Raw genomic sequence first — 15,858 nt, forward strand, 5'->3', positions numbered from 1 at the left:
CGAAAAAAACGCGTCGATGTGGCGGCAAAACAACGCGCCGCCACGTATTCAGTAACTGTTTAGAACTTGTGGATGATACCCACGCCAACCGCGGTCTGGCTGCGCGACGAGGACGGCGAACCGTTCTGGCCGTCACCGATGCTTGCCACTGCGTTGATGATGGACTTGCCGTTGCCCGACAGCGTCTGGCCGCTAGCGCGCTGATACGCTTCGAGTGCGTACAGACCGGTGCGCTTGGACAGCGAGTAGTACTGCGACAGGTTGAACTGGCTGTAGCTAGCCGTGCTCTGAATGCCGTTCGACGACGTTGCACGGGTGTAGCTATAGCCAGCGGCCAGGTCCAGCACCGAGATCGGCTTCCAGTGCAGCACTGCGCCACCGGTATTCCAGATCTGCGTGTCGTGGAACAGCGAAGCCTGGCCCGCAGCGTATTGAACGTTCGAGTATGCGAACGAAACGTCCCACTGCGAGTTGAACGCGTAACCACCCGTCACCGCAATGCGCTGCTGCTTCGCTGCGGTCTGGAAGCCGTTGTTGATTGCCGAGACGGACGGCTGAGCGCCGTTGTTCGACGCCGTGGAATTCCACGCGGGGGTGCCAACGGTCGCCGCGTTGTCAATGCGCTGGATACCTGCCGCGAGACCGATCGGGCCGTTCAGGTACTGTGCCGCAACGCTCCAGGTTTGGCCGGCTGCGAAGCTGCCCGCGTTGCCGCCCAGTGCGTACGAACCGCTAACCGTCAGACCGGCAAAGCTCGGCGACGTATAAACCAGTTGGTTGTTCACCCGGAACGTCGTATCCAGCGAGTCGATATCGCCCGGATGCGCACCGTATGCACCGGTCAGCCACGTGGTCGGGCTATACGGCGAGAGCAGCGTGTAGTACGAGGTGTACCCGCGGCCTGCCGTCACCGTACCGAATTGAGCGTTCGTCAGACCGACCCATGCCTGGCGGTTGAACGCCAGACCCGACACACTTTGCGCGCCAGTTGCGCTGTTAAAGCCTTCTTCCAACTGGAAAATCGTCTTCGTGCCGCCACCCAGATCTTCCGAGCCCTTCAAACCGAAACGGCTGCCTGCCCATATGCCGTTGATCATCTTGACTTGCGAGTTGCCAGGGACGGTCTGCGGTTTCGCCGCCGTGGTCAGCGACGCCGAGCTGTTCTGCCAACCCAGGCCCGTATCGACAATACCGTAAAGCGTCACGCTGCTTTGCGCATGTGCGCTTAGGGCGACCAACCCCAAGGCCGAAGCTAAGAGAGTCTTTTTCATTTTTACTCCTCTGTTAAAAACTTTCTAATGCGGCCTATGCGAGCGCCGCTGAGTGTGGGTAAGACGTTTTATTTGGATCAGAACACCGGGTGACCGTTGATGATGCTCGGCAACCAGGTCGAGAACCACGGGACATAGGTGACAATATTGATGGCCGAGAAGATAGCGAGGTAATACGGCCAAGCCACCTTAGTAGTTTCCCCTATCGACACATTGCCAATTGCGCAACCAATGAACTGCACCGAGCCAATCGGCGGATGCACGAGACCCAACGCGCAGTTCAGCAGAATCATGATGCCGAACTGAACCGGGCCCACCCCGTTGTGCATGGCCATCGGCAGGAACAGCGGGGTCGTGATCAGGATGTGCGCCGCCATGTCGACGAACGTACCGAGGAACACCTGAATCACGTTGATGTACAACAACATCAGCCACGGCAGCGAGGTCGCGCCGTCGAGCATGCGTTCGATCGCCTCCGGGATCTCCAGATAGGCCATCTGGAAGCGCAGCATGTTCGACACACCGATCAGCAGCAGCACCACGCCGGTCGTTTTCGCGGCCTTGCCGAGCGCATGGCCGAGTTTCTTCATCGACAGCGAGCGATACACGACGATGGTCAATATCAGCGAATAACCCACGGCGATCGCGGCCGCCTCCGTCGCGGTGGCGATACCGCGCGCCACGCAGAACAGAATGATCGCGATGACCATCAGACCCGGCACCGCGCCGACGAACGTGCGCAGCACCGCCATCCAGCCCGGGAAACGCTGCAGTTCGGTCGAACCGTCGGGACGGCGCGGATAGCCGAACTTGACGGCCTGCCAGTAAGCGGCGATCAGCACGAGACCCATCACCCACAGCACCGGCAACAGACCCGAGAACAGCAGATCGCCGATCGACACGCCGCTCATCTGCTTGCCGTTCAGCACGCCGCTCACGCCTTGCGCGGCGAACGCGTAGATGATCATGTTGGTCGACGTCGGCATCAGCGCGCCGGCGAGCGACGAGTGCGTGGTCACGTTGACCGCGTATGCGGCGCTATAACCTTCGCGCTTCATCAGCGGGATCACGACGCCGCCCATGGCCGACGTATCCGCGGTCGGCGAACCCGACACGCCGCCGAACAGCGTACAGGCGACCACGTTGGCCATGCCGAGGCCACCACGGAAATGGCCGACCGTGGCCTGCGCGAAACGCAGGATGCGGTCAGCGATGCCGCCGTGGAGCATCAGCTCGCCGGAGAAGATGAAGAACGGGACCGCGAGGAACGAGAAACCGTTCATGCCCGAGATCATCGACTGCATCGCGGTCGCGGTCGGCAAGCCTTCGAACAGGTACGTCAGAACGCAGGACAGGCCCAACGCGAATGAAACCGGAACCCCGAGGAAGAGGAAGATTAGAAAACTGGCGGCAAGAAGGACAAGTTCCATGATGGTTCTACTTTTATTCCGTGGCGGAGAGTTCGAGCGCCGGCTCTTCCCGTTTCCCCGCGAAGAGCTCGAGCAGATGCTCGATCGAGAACAACGCGATGCACACACTCGCGAAGATCGGGATGCAGTAGCGCACGCCTTCCGGCACGCCGATGATCGGAATGCGGTCGCCCATCGTGGTTTCCGCCATCTCGAGGCAACCGACGAAGACCGCCGCCGCGAAAGCGACCAGACACAGGTGCTGAATCCCTTTCGCGATCACCTGGCCTTTCTCGGGCAATTTCTTGACGAGCGAGTCGAGTCCGATGTGACCGCCCTCGCGAACCTTCAGCGCGGCGCCGAACATCGCGATCAGGATCACCAGCAGCAATGCGATGGGCTCGACGAAATCGGGCGCGTCGCTAAACACGTAGCGCATCACCACGCTATAAATCACGAGCAGGCAAAGCACGGCGAGGCTAAGCGACGCCACGACCAGCAGCACGCGAAAAAGAAAATCATTTGGGCGTTTCAGGAAACTCATGACCCTGTCCTTGCTTACGACCGACCTGTGCTTGAGATTCAGCCGTCCCGATGCGACACGATCCGCACGCGCGCGCGAAATCGCGCGGCGGAAGGTCTCGCGAGTTTCCTCGCGGGACCATTCACGCCGCTGTTGCGACAAGCGTTGCTATTGCTGATTGCGTCCGGGACGCGTGACTTACTTGATTGCTTCGATCTCGTCGACGATCTGCTTCATTTGCGGGGTCTTTTCGTACTTCCCCCACACAGGCTGCATCACCTTCACGAAAGCCGCGCGGTCGATCTGCGAAGCCGCGATGACCGTTGCGCCACCCTTCGTGACGGCCTTCTGTGCGTCGGCTTCGCGCGCGGTCCACAGCTTCTGGTAGTACGGCACCGAGTCAGCCGCGGCCTTCTTGATGATCTGCTGCTCTTGCGGCGACAGCGTGTCCCACACCTTCTTCGAGAACACCAGCACTTCCGGCGTCATCGAATGCTGGGTTTCCGAGTAGATCTGAGCGACTTCGAAGTGCTTGGTTTCTTCGTACGACGGCAGGTTGTTTTCGGCGCCGTCGACGAGGCCGGTCTTCAGGCCCGTATAGACTTCCGAGAACGGCATCGGGGTCGGCGTGCCGCCCATTGCCTTGATTTCGTCGACCATCAGGTCGGACGGCTGCACGCGGACCTTCAGCCCCTTCATGTCAGCCGGCGATTTGATCGCCTTCTTCGCGTACATCGAGCGTGCGCCGCTCTCGTAGAACGTCAGTGCGATCATGCCCTTCGCGGTGAAGGCGTCGAGGATCTTCTGGCCTTCCGGACCGTACATGACCTTGCGGAAATGGTCGACGTCGCGGAACAGGAACGGCAGCGACGGGATCATCGATTCCGGCACGATTTCGTTGAACGCAGCACCGTTGGCACGGGCCATGTCGAGCGCGCCGATACGGACCTGGTCGATCGTGTCGTTTTCCGAACCGAGCGCGCTGTTGCCGAACACCTTCACGGAGTCCTTGCCGCCGGTCGCCTTGCTGATCTCCTCGCCCATGTACTTCACGGCCATGTTGGTCGGGAAGGTGTCGCCGTGCACATCGGCGACGCGGAACACGCGCGCTTCAGCCGACATCGTGCTGAACGCCAACGCCGCGGCCGCGACGATCATCGAAACATGGGAAGAGGCAAACTTCTTGTTCATCGTGACATTCCTTGAAAAATAGGCCATCCCGGCAACAGCGGATGTGACATGGTTTTGACGCGTCTCCGGCTTCACGCTCACTGCCTTCGCAGGTGCGGGCGTTGGCCGTACTGGCTGTGCGACTTCCCCGGCACAGTTGACCCAGCACTCCAGTCGACAACTCGACTACTTACTTCAATCACGCCGGCCGGCTTCGGACATGCATGCCGCATCGACCGCGGCGGCACGAATGCCTTGAAAACCCACCGAATTGCACTGTCACACCAACACAGAAAGCCATTTGTTTGGGCTTATATGTTGTACGACAACATACGAAGTCTATAAAAGGGGTTTTATCTTGTACAGACGGTATTTACCCGCATCAAGAAAAGCGCCGGTACGAATGACCGGCTTGGCATGCCACAAGGTCCCGCGCCGTCTGGCATTGGATGAGGACGGAATCGGTACGGTCTGCGGAGCTGTGGTATTTTTGCTGAAGAAATACGAGGCGTCGTGGCCTTCACGCAACATGTTGTACGACAAGTGATGAATAAAGGGCCACACGAATGGTCCTGAAAAATCAAAACGCCGGGAGAAAAACTTCGTCCCGGCGCATGCTTCATGCAAGCAACGTTACAGTTGCCCTGCGAATTCGGGCTCAGGCAGCCCGCTCACGCCGGGCCGCAGCGCGAACACGTGGCCGTCGTGCTCGCTCGCGCCGTTGGCGGGACGAATCGAGGTGACGAACAGCGTATCGAGATCGCGGCCGCCGAACGCGCACATGGCAGGCTTGATGGCCGGCACCGGAACCCGCCGGTCAAGCTTGCCCTGCGGCGTAAAACGCAGCAGCAGACCGGCGTCGTTCGCGCAGATCCAGTAGCAGCCGTCGGCATCGACCGCCGCGCCGTCCGGACGGCCCGAATAGTGATGCAGGTCGGCGAACACGCGGCGGTTGCGCGGCTCACCGGTGTCGACGTCGTAGTCGAACGCCCAGATCAGCCGGCGCAGCGGATGCGAGTCGGACAGATACATCGTCGTGCCGTCCGGCGACCAGCCCAGGCCGTTTTGCGTGATCAGCGAATCGACGACCGGCGCTGACAGCACGCCCTTCTCGTCGAAGCGGTACAGCGCGCCGCCCGGGATCGCCGCGGCCATATCCATCACCATCGTGCCGGCCCAGAAACGCCCTTGCCGGTCGCAGCGGCCGTCGTTGAAACGCATTCCGCCGTGCGGGAATTCAGGCGCCGCGAGCTTGCGCAGCGACGCTGTCAGCGGCTCGCCGCTCGCCGCTTTCGACGCGTCCGCGAGCGAGACCGCGAACAACCCGGTCTCGCAGCCGGCGAGCACGGTGCCGGCGTGATCGAACGCGATGCAGGCAACCTGCTCCGGCAGCAGCCATTCGGTGCGCTTGCCTGTCTCGAGCGAACCGCGCACGATCTTTTTCGCCGGAATGTCGACCCAGTACAGCGCCTGCTCGGCCGCGCGCCAGACCGGGCTTTCACCGGTGGCCGCGGGCAACGGACCGGCCGCTTCGAAGCGCTCCACTTGCGGATTCGCGCTCATTGTTCAGGCTCCCGCTTCGGCTCCATCGGACCGGCTAGCACGAACGGGCCGCCCTGGTACAGCTGGGTCGGGTCGTCGAAGCGCGTGTCGGGAGCGCTCGGTGGGAACAGGTGTTCGAACTGCGCCGAGCTGTCTTGCGGACGGTAGCCGAGAAACGCGGCGTTCGTGTTGTCGACCCACGAGATGCGGTTGTTCGACACGCCGTAGACGATCGCGTGACCGACGCGGTTCGTGAACAGCGAGCAGCGCACGAGCTCGATGAAATCGCGGTAGCTCAGATACGTGACGAGCATGCGTGCGGTCTTCGGCTGCTCGAACGACGAGCCGATCCGCAAACACACGGTCTCGAGACCGAAGCGGTCGAAGTAGTAGCGCGACAGCGATTCGCCGAAACACTTCGTCACGCCGTACATGCCGTCCGGGCGCAGCGGCACTTCGGTATCGAGAACCGACGTCACCGGATGGAAACCCACCGCGTGATTCGAGCTCGCGTAGATGATGCGCTTCGCGCCATGCTTTTGCGCCGACGAGTACACGTTGTAGAGGCCGCGGATGTTCGCTTCGAGCAGGTCTTCGAACGGCGCTTCGACGGAGATGCCGCCGAGATGCACCACCGCGTCCACGCCTTCGAGCAGCGCGTGCACGGCTGCTTCATCGGCGAGATTGACGACGGCCGCTTCCTCGTGCGCGGCGACTTCGCCGAGCGCAGCGATATCGGACACGCGCACGATGTCGGCCCATTGCGCGAGCGCGGGACGCAGTTGCTTGCCGAGGTTGCCCGCGGCGCCGGTGAGCAGCAGACGGCGGAAGGGTTTCTTTGCCGCGGAGCGGTCAACGTTCAAATCGGTCATGTCTCTTTGCTGTTGTGATTGCGATCGGGTCTTCTGAACGGAAAAGCGAGCGCCGGCTGGACCGGCGCTCGCCTGAGTATTGACGGGGCACGGTGCCTGCTCAGGTCACCGGCGCCGGGTTGAACAGCGTCAACGCATTGTGCAGTCCGAGCTTCTCCGCGCAGGTTTCCTTGCGGCCGCTCGCGACTTCGAGCATCAGGCGGAACAGTTCCCAGCCCACCTCCTCGATGCTGGACTGGCCGGTCGCGATCGTGCCGGCGTTGATGTCCATCAGATCGTGCCAGCGACGCGCGAGGTCCGAACGCGTCGCGACCTTGATGACCGGTACTTCGGCGAGGCTGTACGGCGTGCCGCGGCCGGTCGTGAACACGTGCAGCGTGATGCCGGAGGCGACCTGCAGCGTGCCGCAGATGAAGTCGCTGGCCGGCGTCGCCGCGTAGATCAGGCCCTTCTGATTGACCTTCTCACCCGGCGACAGCACGCCGGAGATCGCCGAGTTGCCCGACTTGATGATCGAGCCCATCGCCTTTTCGACGATGTTCGACAGGCCGCCCTTTTTGTTGCCGGGCGTCGTGTTCGCGCTGCGGTCCGCGCCGCCGCGCTTCAGGTAATCGTCGTACCACTGCATCTCGCGGATGATCGCCTGTGCGACGTCCGCATTGGCCGCGCGCGCGGTCAGCTGATCGACGCCGTCGCGCACTTCGGTGACTTCCGAGAACATCACGGTCGCGCCGGCGCGCACCAGCAGGTCCGTTGCGAATCCGACGGCCGGGTTCGCGGTCAGGCCCGAGAACGCGTCGCTACCGCCGCACTGCACGCCGATCACCAGATCCGACGCCGGACAGGTTTCGCGACGGCGGTTGTTCAGGCGCTTCAGATGCCCTTCGGCCATCCTCATGATCGACGTGATCATCGACTGGAAGCCGACGTGCGATTCGTCCTGCAGCACCACGACGTCGCCGTTCTGGTCTAGCGCGACGTCACCGATGTCCGCGACGTCGTCGACGACCGCTGCCGCCGCGATCGGAATCGTTCCCGGCGGCATCAGACGCTCGGGCTGCAGCTTCTCGCAGCCGAGGCTCACCATCATCACTTCGCCGCCGAAGTTCGGGTTCAGCGCGATGTTGCGCACGGTGCGGATCGGCACCATCGCGTCGGGCGCGTCGATCGCGACGCCGCAGCCGTAGGTGTGACCGAGGCTGACGACATCGTCGACATTCGGATATTTCGGCAGCAGCTCGGCCTTGATGCGCGTGACCGAGTGTTGCACGACGTCGGCGACGCACTGCACGGTGGTCGTGATCGCGAGGATGTTGCGCGTACCCACCGAGCCGTCCGAGTTACGGTAGCCCTCGAACGTATAGCCTTCGAGCGGCGGCATGTCCGGCGCTTTGATGGTGGCGATCGGCAGGTCTTCGAGTCCCGGCGGGCTCGGCATGCGGATCACGTGTTCGTTGATCCAGCTGCCCTTCGGCAACGGCTTCAGCGCATAACCGATCACGACGTTATAGCGGATGACCTCGTCGCCCTCGGCGAGATCGGCCACCGCGACCTTGTGGCCCTGCGGCACACGCTCGCGCAGCCTGAGGCCATCGGCGAATACCGCGCCCTCGCCCAGACCGCCGTCGTTGACGACGATCGCGACATTGTCATTGGGATGAACGCGGATGTAGAGCGGAGTTTGTTCCATTGATCGATCCTTGAGGCGTGATAGACCTGCTTCGCCAGAAATCATACGTCATCCTACAACGTGAAGTTTCGCCCGGATGTTCCGTATTTACCCTATAGCGTGAATTATGCCGTGAAAACCCCGTTGAGTTACCGGATTTGTTGTTGTACGATGACGTATAAGAAATCTGATTTCCAAAGATTTTCTACTAGTACGACGTCCGTTGTACTGGTTGGAACCAACAACGACCCAATCCGACGCCTGGATACTTTGATCATGACGACACCGCAGGAACTCAAGCAGATCGTTTCGGAAGGCCTCCTGTCCTTCCCCGTCACCGACTTCGACGCTAAAGGCGACTTCCGCGCCGACACCTACGCAGAGCGTCTCGAATGGCTCGCGCCGTACGGCGCATCGGCGCTGTTCGTCGCCGGCGGCACGGGCGAATTCTTCTCGCTGACGCAAGACGACTACACGCAAGTAGTCAAGACCGCGGTCGAGGTCTGCAAGGGCAAGGTACCGATCCTCGCCGGCGCCGGCGGCCCGACCCGCGTGGCGATCGCCTACGCGAAGGAAGCCGAGCGCCTCGGCGCGCACGGCATCCTGCTGATGCCGCACTACCTGACCGAAGCAAGCCAGGACGGTATCGCCGCGCACGCCGAAGAGGTCTGCAAGGCTGTTCCGGGCATGGGCGTGATCATCTACAACCGCGCGAACTCGAAGCTCAACGCCGACATGCTCGAGCGTCTGGCAGACCGTTGCCCGAACCTGATCGGCTTCAAGGACGGCGTGGGCGAGATCGAAAACATGGTGACGATCCGCCGCCGCCTCGGCGAGCGCTTCTCGTACCTCGGCGGCCTGCCGACCGCGGAAGTCTACGCTGCCGCCTACAAGGCGCTGGGCGTGCCGGTGTACTCGTCGGCGGTGTTCAACTTCATCCCGAAGACCGCGATGGACTTCTACCGCGCGATCGCCGCTGACGACCACGCGACCGTCGGCAAGCTGATCGACGAATTCTTCCTGCCGTACCTGAAGATCCGCAACCGCCGCGCCGGCTACGCGGTCAGCATCGTCAAGGCTGGCGCGAAGCTGGTCGGCCACGACGCAGGTCCGGTGCGCGCACCGCTGACCGATCTGACGCCGGAAGAAATGGAGCAGCTCGACGCGCTGATCAAGAAGCTCGGACCGCAGTAAGGCACCGGCGTCAGGGCTTCTAGCGAAGTAGCTCGCGAGCCTCATCGATGAGGGCCGCCTGGACGGCCGCGTGGCGAACGCCCGGCACAGCAACGTCGCCGGGCGTTCGTGTGTTTGCCCGACAGGCAGGTGGTCTGCGGGCCGCCCGGTGTGCAGACTACACCTCGCCCGACAATACAGGAGATGACCCATGGACTTGAGCCGCTCGGCCAGTTCCACCGACGCCGCTTCTAGCGCGGCACGCACCAAGGTCCGCTACGGGATCCTGCTGCTGATCTTTGTGATCACCACCCTCAACTACGCCGACCGCGCGACGCTGTCCGTCACCGGTTCCGCAATGCGCACCGCGTTCAGCCTCGACGCGATCCGCATGGGCTATATCTTTTCCGCATTCAGCTGGGCTTACGTGCTGTCGCAACTGCCGGCCGGCTGGCTGCTCGACCGTTTCGGCGCACGCCGCGTGTACGCGGCGAGCATCTTCTCGTGGTCGCTGTTCACGCTGCTGCAGAGCTCGGTCGGCCTGCTCGGCAGCGCCGGTGCGGCGATTACCGGCCTGTTCGCGCTGCGCTTCGTGATGGGCGCGGCCGAGTCGCCGGCGTTCCCGGCGAACGCGAAGGTCGTCGCGAGCTGGTTCCCGACCAACGAGCGCGGCACCGCGTCGGCGATCTTCAACGCCGCGCAATACTTCGCCGCGGTCGTGTTCACGCCGCTGATGGCGTGGCTCACGCACGCGTTCGGGTGGGAAATGGTCTACGTCGTAATGGGCGTGGCCGGGCTGCTGCTCGCGCTGACGTGGCTGAAGGTCATGAAGAATCCCGTCGACCATCCGCGCGTGTCGCGCGCCGAGCTCGAGTACATCGAGCAAGGTGGCGGGCTCGTCAGCGGTGCGCGCAAGACGCGCCCGGACGATGTTTCGAAGGCCGGCGGCTGGACGCTCGTGCGTCAGTTGCTCAGCAACCGCATGCTGCTCGGCGTCTATCTCGCGCAGTACTGCATCAACGTGCTGACCTACTTCTTCCTGACATGGTTTCCGATCTACCTCGTGCAGGCGCGCGGCATGACGATCCTGCACGCGGGCCTCGTGGCCTCGCTGCCGGCGATCTGCGGCTTTCTCGGCGGGGTGCTCGGCGGCGTGCTGTCGGACGGAATGATCCGCCGCGGCTGTTCGCTGACCGTCGCGCGCAAGGTGCCGATCGTCGGCGGCATGCTGCTGTCGACCTGCATCATCGGCTGCAACTACGTGTCGACCGACTGGGTCGTCGTCGCGCTGATGTCGCTCGCGTTCTTCGGCAAGGGCATCGGCGCGCTCGGCTGGGCGGTCGTCGCCGATACCTCGCCGAAGGAAGCACTCGGCTTGTCCGGCGCGATCTTCAACATGTTCGGCAACATCGCCGGCATCGTGACACCGATCGTGATCGGCTATCTCGTCGCCCGCACGGGCTCGTTCAATGGCGCGCTGGTGTTCGTCGGCGCGAGCGCGCTGCTGACCGTGATCAGCTATCTGGTGATCGTCAAGGATATCCGGCGGGTCGAGTTGCGCCCGGCGTGAGCCCGTTATAGGCTTGGTTATCGTCGCGGTTATCGTACTTCCGGCCGACCGGCCCGGCGCCTCGCGCGATTTATCCGCGCCGAGGCGCCAAACTTCGGGCCTGCGCCGATATACGTGACGTTTGCGCCGGAAACGATCCGGCCTTATATAATCAGTCGTCAGACGACGATATAATAAAAATGCACGATTCCCAGCGATCTTTCAAACAAGGAGCGTTTTCGATGGCTACACCACTAGCATCCGCGGCACCGCCACGACGCGCTCGCAATCTTGCCGAGTTCGTCGTCAACTACGTCACCGAGCAGATCACGGCCAACTTGCTGAAGCCGGGCGACAAACTCCCCACCGAATCGCAGCTGATGAGCACACTCAGCGTGAGCCGCACGGTGATTCGCGAGGCGATCTCGCGCCTGCAGGCAGGCAAGGTCATCGAGACGCGGCACGGCATCGGCAGCTTCGTGCTCGAGCCGCAACGCGAAAAGCTCGGCATCGACATGGTGCCCGCCACCACGCTGCGCGACGTGCTGTGCATTCTGGAGCTGCGTATCAGCCTCGAAACCGAATGCGCCGGTCTCGCCGCGCAACGCGCGAAGCCGGACGACCTCGCGCGCATGCGCACCGCGCTCGACGCGATCGAGGCCACGCGCCACAACGGGCTCGACAGCGTGCAGGCCGACCTGCAGTTCCACATCTCGGTCGCACGCGCAACCGGCAACCGCTATTTCGTCGACATCCTGTCGCAAATGGGCAGCGCGCTGATTCCGCGCAACCGGCTCGACTCGGCCGGCATCGCGCGCGCCGATCCTGATGCGTATCTGTCGCTCGTGAACCTCGAGCATGAAAGCATCCTCGAGGCGATCAGCCGGCACGACGCCGAAGGCGCACGCGCCGCGATGCGCATGCATCTGTCGAATAGCCGCGAGCGGCTGCGTCGCGCGAATGAAGTGAGCGAAGCGAACAGCTGATTCTCACCAAGCTCGCGGGAGAAAAAAATGGCCGGGAGATCCCGGCCATTTTTTTACCTTGCGATTGCGTCCGCCCTTCCCTTCGATCCGCGCCCGGCCGACCGGCCCGGGCGCGCATCCGTTCAGGACGGCGTCACGCGATTAACCGCGCGTGAGTTCGCCATCGCGACGACGCCACAGTTCCAGCGAATTGCTGTCAGCCAGCGTTTCCGGCAGCAGCTCGGCCGGGAAGTCCTGGTAACAGACCGGGCGCAGGAAGCGGTCGATCGACGTGGTGCCGACCGAGGTCGCCCGGCTATCCGACGTTGCCGGGAACGGGCCGCCGTGGACCATCGCGTGGCACACTTCGACGCCGGTCGGAAAGCCGTTGACCAGAATCCGGCCGGCCTTGCGCTCGAGAATCGGCACCAGCTTCTTCGCAGCGGCCACGTCGGCGCTGTCCATCTGCAGCGTCGCGGTCAGCTGGCCCGCGAAGTGTTCGGCGACCTTCAGCATTTCCTGCTCGTCCTTGCAGCGGATGATCGTCGACACCGGGCCGAACACTTCGTCTTCGAGTGCCGGGTTCGCGAGGAACGTCTGCGCGTCGGTCACGAACAGCGCCGCGCAAGCCTGGGTCGGGCCGGTCGCGGCGACGCCGCGTGCCACGACTTCGACGCCCTTCGTTGCGGCCAGCTTGCCTGCGCCGTCCTCATACGCGGCGTGAATGCCCGAGGTCAGCATGGTCTGCGCCGGCTTCGCCGCGAGCGCTTCCGATGCCGTCGCGACGAAGCCCTTCAGCGCGTCGCTGTCGATCGCGATGGCGAGGCCCGGGTTGGTGCAGAACTGGCCCGCGCCGAGCACGAGCGAGTCGACGAAACCGCGCGCGATGCCGTCGCCGCGTGCCGCAAGAGCGTTGGGCAGCAGGAACAGCGGGTTGATGCTGCTCATTTCCGCGTACACCGGGATCGGCTCCGGACGCGCCGCCGCGACGCGCATCAGCGAAGTGCCGCCCGCGCGCGAACCGGTGAAGCCGACCGCCTTGATGGCCGGGTGCGCAACCAGCGCCTCGCCGACCGAGTTACCCGCGCCGACGATCATCGAGAACACGCCTTCGGGCAGATCCATTTCCTGCGCGACGCGCTGGATCACGCGACCGACCAGCTCCGACGTGCCGAGGTGAGCGCGATGCGCCTTCACGACGACCGGGCAGCCAGCAGCCAGCGCCGCGGCGGTGTCGCCACCCGCTACCGAGAACGCGAGCGGGAAGTTGCTCGCGCCGAACACCGCGACCGGACCGAGCGCGATCTTCTGCATGCGCAGATCCGAGCGCGGCAGCGGCTTGCGCTCCGGCAGCGGCGAATCGAGCGTAGCGTTGAGCCACTGGCCCGCGCGCACGGTCTGCGCGAACAGCTTCAACTGGCCGGTGGTGCGGCCGCGCTCGCCTTCCAGACGCGCCTTCGGCAGTCCCGATTCAGCCTGCGCGCGCTCGATCAGCTCGTCGCCGAGCGCGGTGATGCCGTCGGCGATACGGTCCAGGAACTCGGCGCGCACTGCGAGCGGCAGTTGACGGTAGGCGTCGAACGCCTGTTGCGCGAGCGCGCAGGCGTGCTCGACGTTCTCGACGGTGCCGCTGCCGAACACCGGCTCGGCAATCTCGGAACCCGTGGCAGGATTGAACGCGCGCAGCGGTCTTTCTTCGCCGCGCACGGCTTTGCGACCGATCAGCATTTCGCCGGTAATAGGCATTTTTGACTTTCCTTTAATGAAGGCTAAAGATATAGGTCATCCTACAACATCGCGGGGGCCCTATGCAACCCGAAACGCTTGTCTGACAGGGGCATACGGGTATACTCGCCCATTACAACCGGGCCGTACGGTGCTAGTCTGCAGCTTGTCATACGACGACTTATAACTCGCATTTCGCGGTTTAGCATTGTCGCAGCTTTTCCCGATCCATCGCAGTTCGAGGAGACACCGCATGCCCGCCGTCACGCCTTACGAATCCCTGCCCAACCGCTTCCGGCGCGCGGTGCGCGAGGGAAAAACCCAGATCGGCTGCTGGGCGTCGCTCGCCAGCCCGATCGCCACTGAACTGCTGGGCACGGTCGGCTTCGACTGGATCCTGCTGGACGCCGAACACGCGCCCAACGACGTGCTCACGCTGATCCCGCAGTTGATGGCGCTCAAGGACAGCGGCAGCGCACCGGTCGTCCGACCACCGGCCAACGACAGCGTCGTGATCAAACGTTTTCTCGACAGTGGCTGCTCGAACTTCCTCGTGCCCTTCGTCGACAGCGCCGACGACGCCGCCCGCGCGGTCGCGTCGACACGCTATCCGCCGCAGGGCGTTCGCGGCGTGTCGGTCGGCCATCGCGGCAATCGCTACGGCACCGTGTCCGACTACTTCGCGATCGCCAACGACAACGTCTGCGTAATCCCGCAGATCGAAAGCCGCAAGGCGGTCGAGAATATCGACAGCATCCTCGCGGTGGACGGCATCGACGCGGTCTTCATCGGTCCGTCCGACCTCGCAGCGTCGTATGGCCACCTCGGCAATGCGAGCCATCCGGACGTGCAGCAGACGATCGCGCATGTGTTCGCGCGCGCGCAGGCGGCCGGCAAGTCGAGCGGCATTCTCGCGCCGCTGCAGGCCGACGCGGAACGGTATCTGTCGATGGGCGCGCGCGTCGTCGCGGTCTGCGCGGATCTCGGGTTGCTCAAGGGCGCCGCGCAGGCGGCACAGAAACACTTCATGCAGAAACCGGCGGGCGAGGCTTGAACGCGGCCGCCACGACATCTTCGGAGCATTCCATGCAAAAAGCAGGCTTTATCGGACTCGGCATCATGGGCAAGCCCATGGCCGCCAACCTTCTGAAAAACGGCGTGTCGCTCGCCGCCTTTACGCGTAGCGGCGTGCCCGCCGAGCTCACGCAGGCCGGCGCCCTCGCATGCGACAACCCCGCCGCGGTCGCCGCCAACGCGGACGTGATCTTCATCATGGTGCCTGACACGCCGGACGTCGAACGCGTGCTGTTCGGCGAGAACGGCCTCGCGAGCGCGCTGCGCGCCGGCCAGACGGTCGTCGACATGAGCTCGATCTCGCCGATGGCGACCCGCGATTTCGCGGCGCGCGTGCGCGAATCCGGTGCCGATTATCTCGACGCGCCGGTGTCCGGTGGCGAAGTCGGCGCGAAGGCCGGCTCGCTGACCATCATGGTCGGGGGCGAACAGGCCACGTTCGACAGCGTGAAGCCCCTGTTCGACATGATGGGCAAGAACGTCACGCTGATCGGCGCGGTCGGCGCGGGCCAGGTGTGCAAGGTCGCCAACCAGGTGATCGTCGCGGCGACCATCGAGGCGGTCGGGGAAGCGCTGCTGCTCGCGTCGAAGGCGGGTGTCGATGCGGCGCGCGTGCGTGAGGCGCTGATGGGCGGCTTCGCATCGTCGCGCATTCTCGAAGTGCATGGCGAGCGCATGACCAGGCGCACGTTCGATCCGGGCTTCCGCATCGAACTGCACCAGAAGGACCTGAACCTCGCGCTATCGACCGCGCAGGCGCTCGGCGTGTCGCTGCCGAACACCGCCACCTGCCAGGCGCTGTTCAACGCGTGCGTCGCGCACGGCGGCAAGGCGTGGGACCACTCGGCGATGGTGCGCGCGCTCGAAGTGCTCGCGAATCACGAGATCGGTCAGAAGAGCGCGTAAGCGCGCTGTT

13 protein-coding genes are annotated in these 15,858 nt (G+C 63.7%); 5 read left to right on the forward strand and 8 right to left on the reverse strand.

What is annotated here, in order from left to right; all coding sequences use genetic code 11:
* Positions 1 to 59: 59 nt before the first annotated feature.
* From F6X40_RS26355 to garD, 7 genes are all read right to left on the reverse strand, one after another.
* Positions 60 to 1,271, reverse strand: a complete 1,212-nt coding sequence (locus tag F6X40_RS26355; protein ID WP_187629793.1) for a porin — start codon at positions 1,269 to 1,271, stop codon at positions 60 to 62.
* 77 nt (positions 1,272 to 1,348) lie between these two features.
* Positions 1,349 to 2,701, reverse strand: a complete 1,353-nt coding sequence (locus F6X40_RS26360) for a TRAP transporter large permease (RefSeq protein WP_187629794.1) — start codon at positions 2,699 to 2,701, stop codon at positions 1,349 to 1,351.
* Positions 2,702 to 2,714: 13 nt separating this feature from the next.
* Positions 2,715 to 3,224, reverse strand: a complete 510-nt coding sequence (locus tag F6X40_RS26365) for a TRAP transporter small permease (protein WP_187629795.1) — start codon at positions 3,222 to 3,224, stop codon at positions 2,715 to 2,717.
* A 177-nt stretch (positions 3,225 to 3,401) separates the two neighbouring features.
* Positions 3,402 to 4,394: a TRAP transporter substrate-binding protein gene (locus F6X40_RS26370; protein WP_187629796.1), complete on the reverse strand. Its 993-nt coding sequence runs from the start codon at positions 4,392 to 4,394 to the stop codon at positions 3,402 to 3,404.
* A gap of 612 nt (positions 4,395 to 5,006) precedes the next feature.
* Positions 5,007 to 5,936, reverse strand: a complete 930-nt coding sequence (locus F6X40_RS26375; protein WP_187629797.1) for an SMP-30/gluconolactonase/LRE family protein — start codon at positions 5,934 to 5,936, stop codon at positions 5,007 to 5,009.
* Positions 5,933 to 6,787 carry an NAD-dependent epimerase/dehydratase family protein gene (locus F6X40_RS26380; RefSeq protein ID WP_187629798.1) on the reverse strand — a complete coding sequence of 285 codons (855 nt, stop codon included), beginning with the start codon at positions 6,785 to 6,787 and terminating at the stop codon, positions 5,933 to 5,935. Before F6X40_RS26380 ends, F6X40_RS26375 begins: the two co-directional genes overlap by 4 nt.
* Before the next feature lie 100 nt (positions 6,788 to 6,887).
* On the reverse strand, positions 6,888 to 8,477 hold the full coding sequence (garD, locus tag F6X40_RS26385) for a galactarate dehydratase (protein WP_187629799.1): 1,590 nt from the start codon (positions 8,475 to 8,477) through the stop codon (positions 6,888 to 6,890).
* A gap of 255 nt (positions 8,478 to 8,732) precedes the next feature.
* On the opposite strand from garD, the gene kdgD reads away from it, so the two are divergent.
* From kdgD to F6X40_RS26400, 3 genes are all read left to right on the forward strand, one after another.
* Positions 8,733 to 9,650, forward strand: a complete 918-nt coding sequence (gene kdgD, locus F6X40_RS26390; RefSeq protein ID WP_187629800.1) for a 5-dehydro-4-deoxyglucarate dehydratase — start codon at positions 8,733 to 8,735, stop codon at positions 9,648 to 9,650.
* A gap of 190 nt (positions 9,651 to 9,840) precedes the next feature.
* A complete protein-coding gene (locus F6X40_RS26395) occupies positions 9,841 to 11,199 on the forward strand; it encodes an MFS transporter (RefSeq protein WP_187629801.1) in 1,359 nt (452 codons plus the stop codon).
* A gap of 221 nt (positions 11,200 to 11,420) precedes the next feature.
* On the forward strand, positions 11,421 to 12,164 hold the full coding sequence (locus tag F6X40_RS26400) for a FadR/GntR family transcriptional regulator (RefSeq protein WP_184069206.1): 744 nt from the start codon (positions 11,421 to 11,423) through the stop codon (positions 12,162 to 12,164).
* A gap of 141 nt (positions 12,165 to 12,305) precedes the next feature.
* Here the strand turns inward: F6X40_RS26400 and F6X40_RS26405 are convergent, their stop codons facing one another.
* A complete protein-coding gene (locus tag F6X40_RS26405) occupies positions 12,306 to 13,889 on the reverse strand; it encodes an aldehyde dehydrogenase (NADP(+)) (protein ID WP_187629802.1) in 1,584 nt (527 codons plus the stop codon).
* A 232-nt stretch (positions 13,890 to 14,121) separates the two neighbouring features.
* Between F6X40_RS26405 and garL the strand changes: the two genes are divergently transcribed.
* Together garL and F6X40_RS26415 are read left to right on the forward strand one after the other, a co-directional pair.
* A complete protein-coding gene (garL, locus tag F6X40_RS26410; RefSeq protein WP_187629803.1) occupies positions 14,122 to 14,922 on the forward strand; it encodes a 2-dehydro-3-deoxyglucarate aldolase in 801 nt (266 codons plus the stop codon).
* Positions 14,919 to 15,848 (forward strand): 2-hydroxy-3-oxopropionate reductase, encoded by a 930-nt coding sequence (locus F6X40_RS26415; protein ID WP_260336498.1) that lies wholly within the window; start codon positions 14,919 to 14,921, stop codon positions 15,846 to 15,848. Before garL ends, F6X40_RS26415 begins: the two co-directional genes overlap by 4 nt.
* Positions 15,849 to 15,858 lie beyond the last annotated feature (10 nt).

The sequence above is a fragment of the Paraburkholderia sp. UCT31 genome (genome assembly GCF_014397655.1).
Classification (GTDB): Bacteria; Pseudomonadota; Gammaproteobacteria; order Burkholderiales; family Burkholderiaceae; genus Paraburkholderia; species Paraburkholderia tuberum.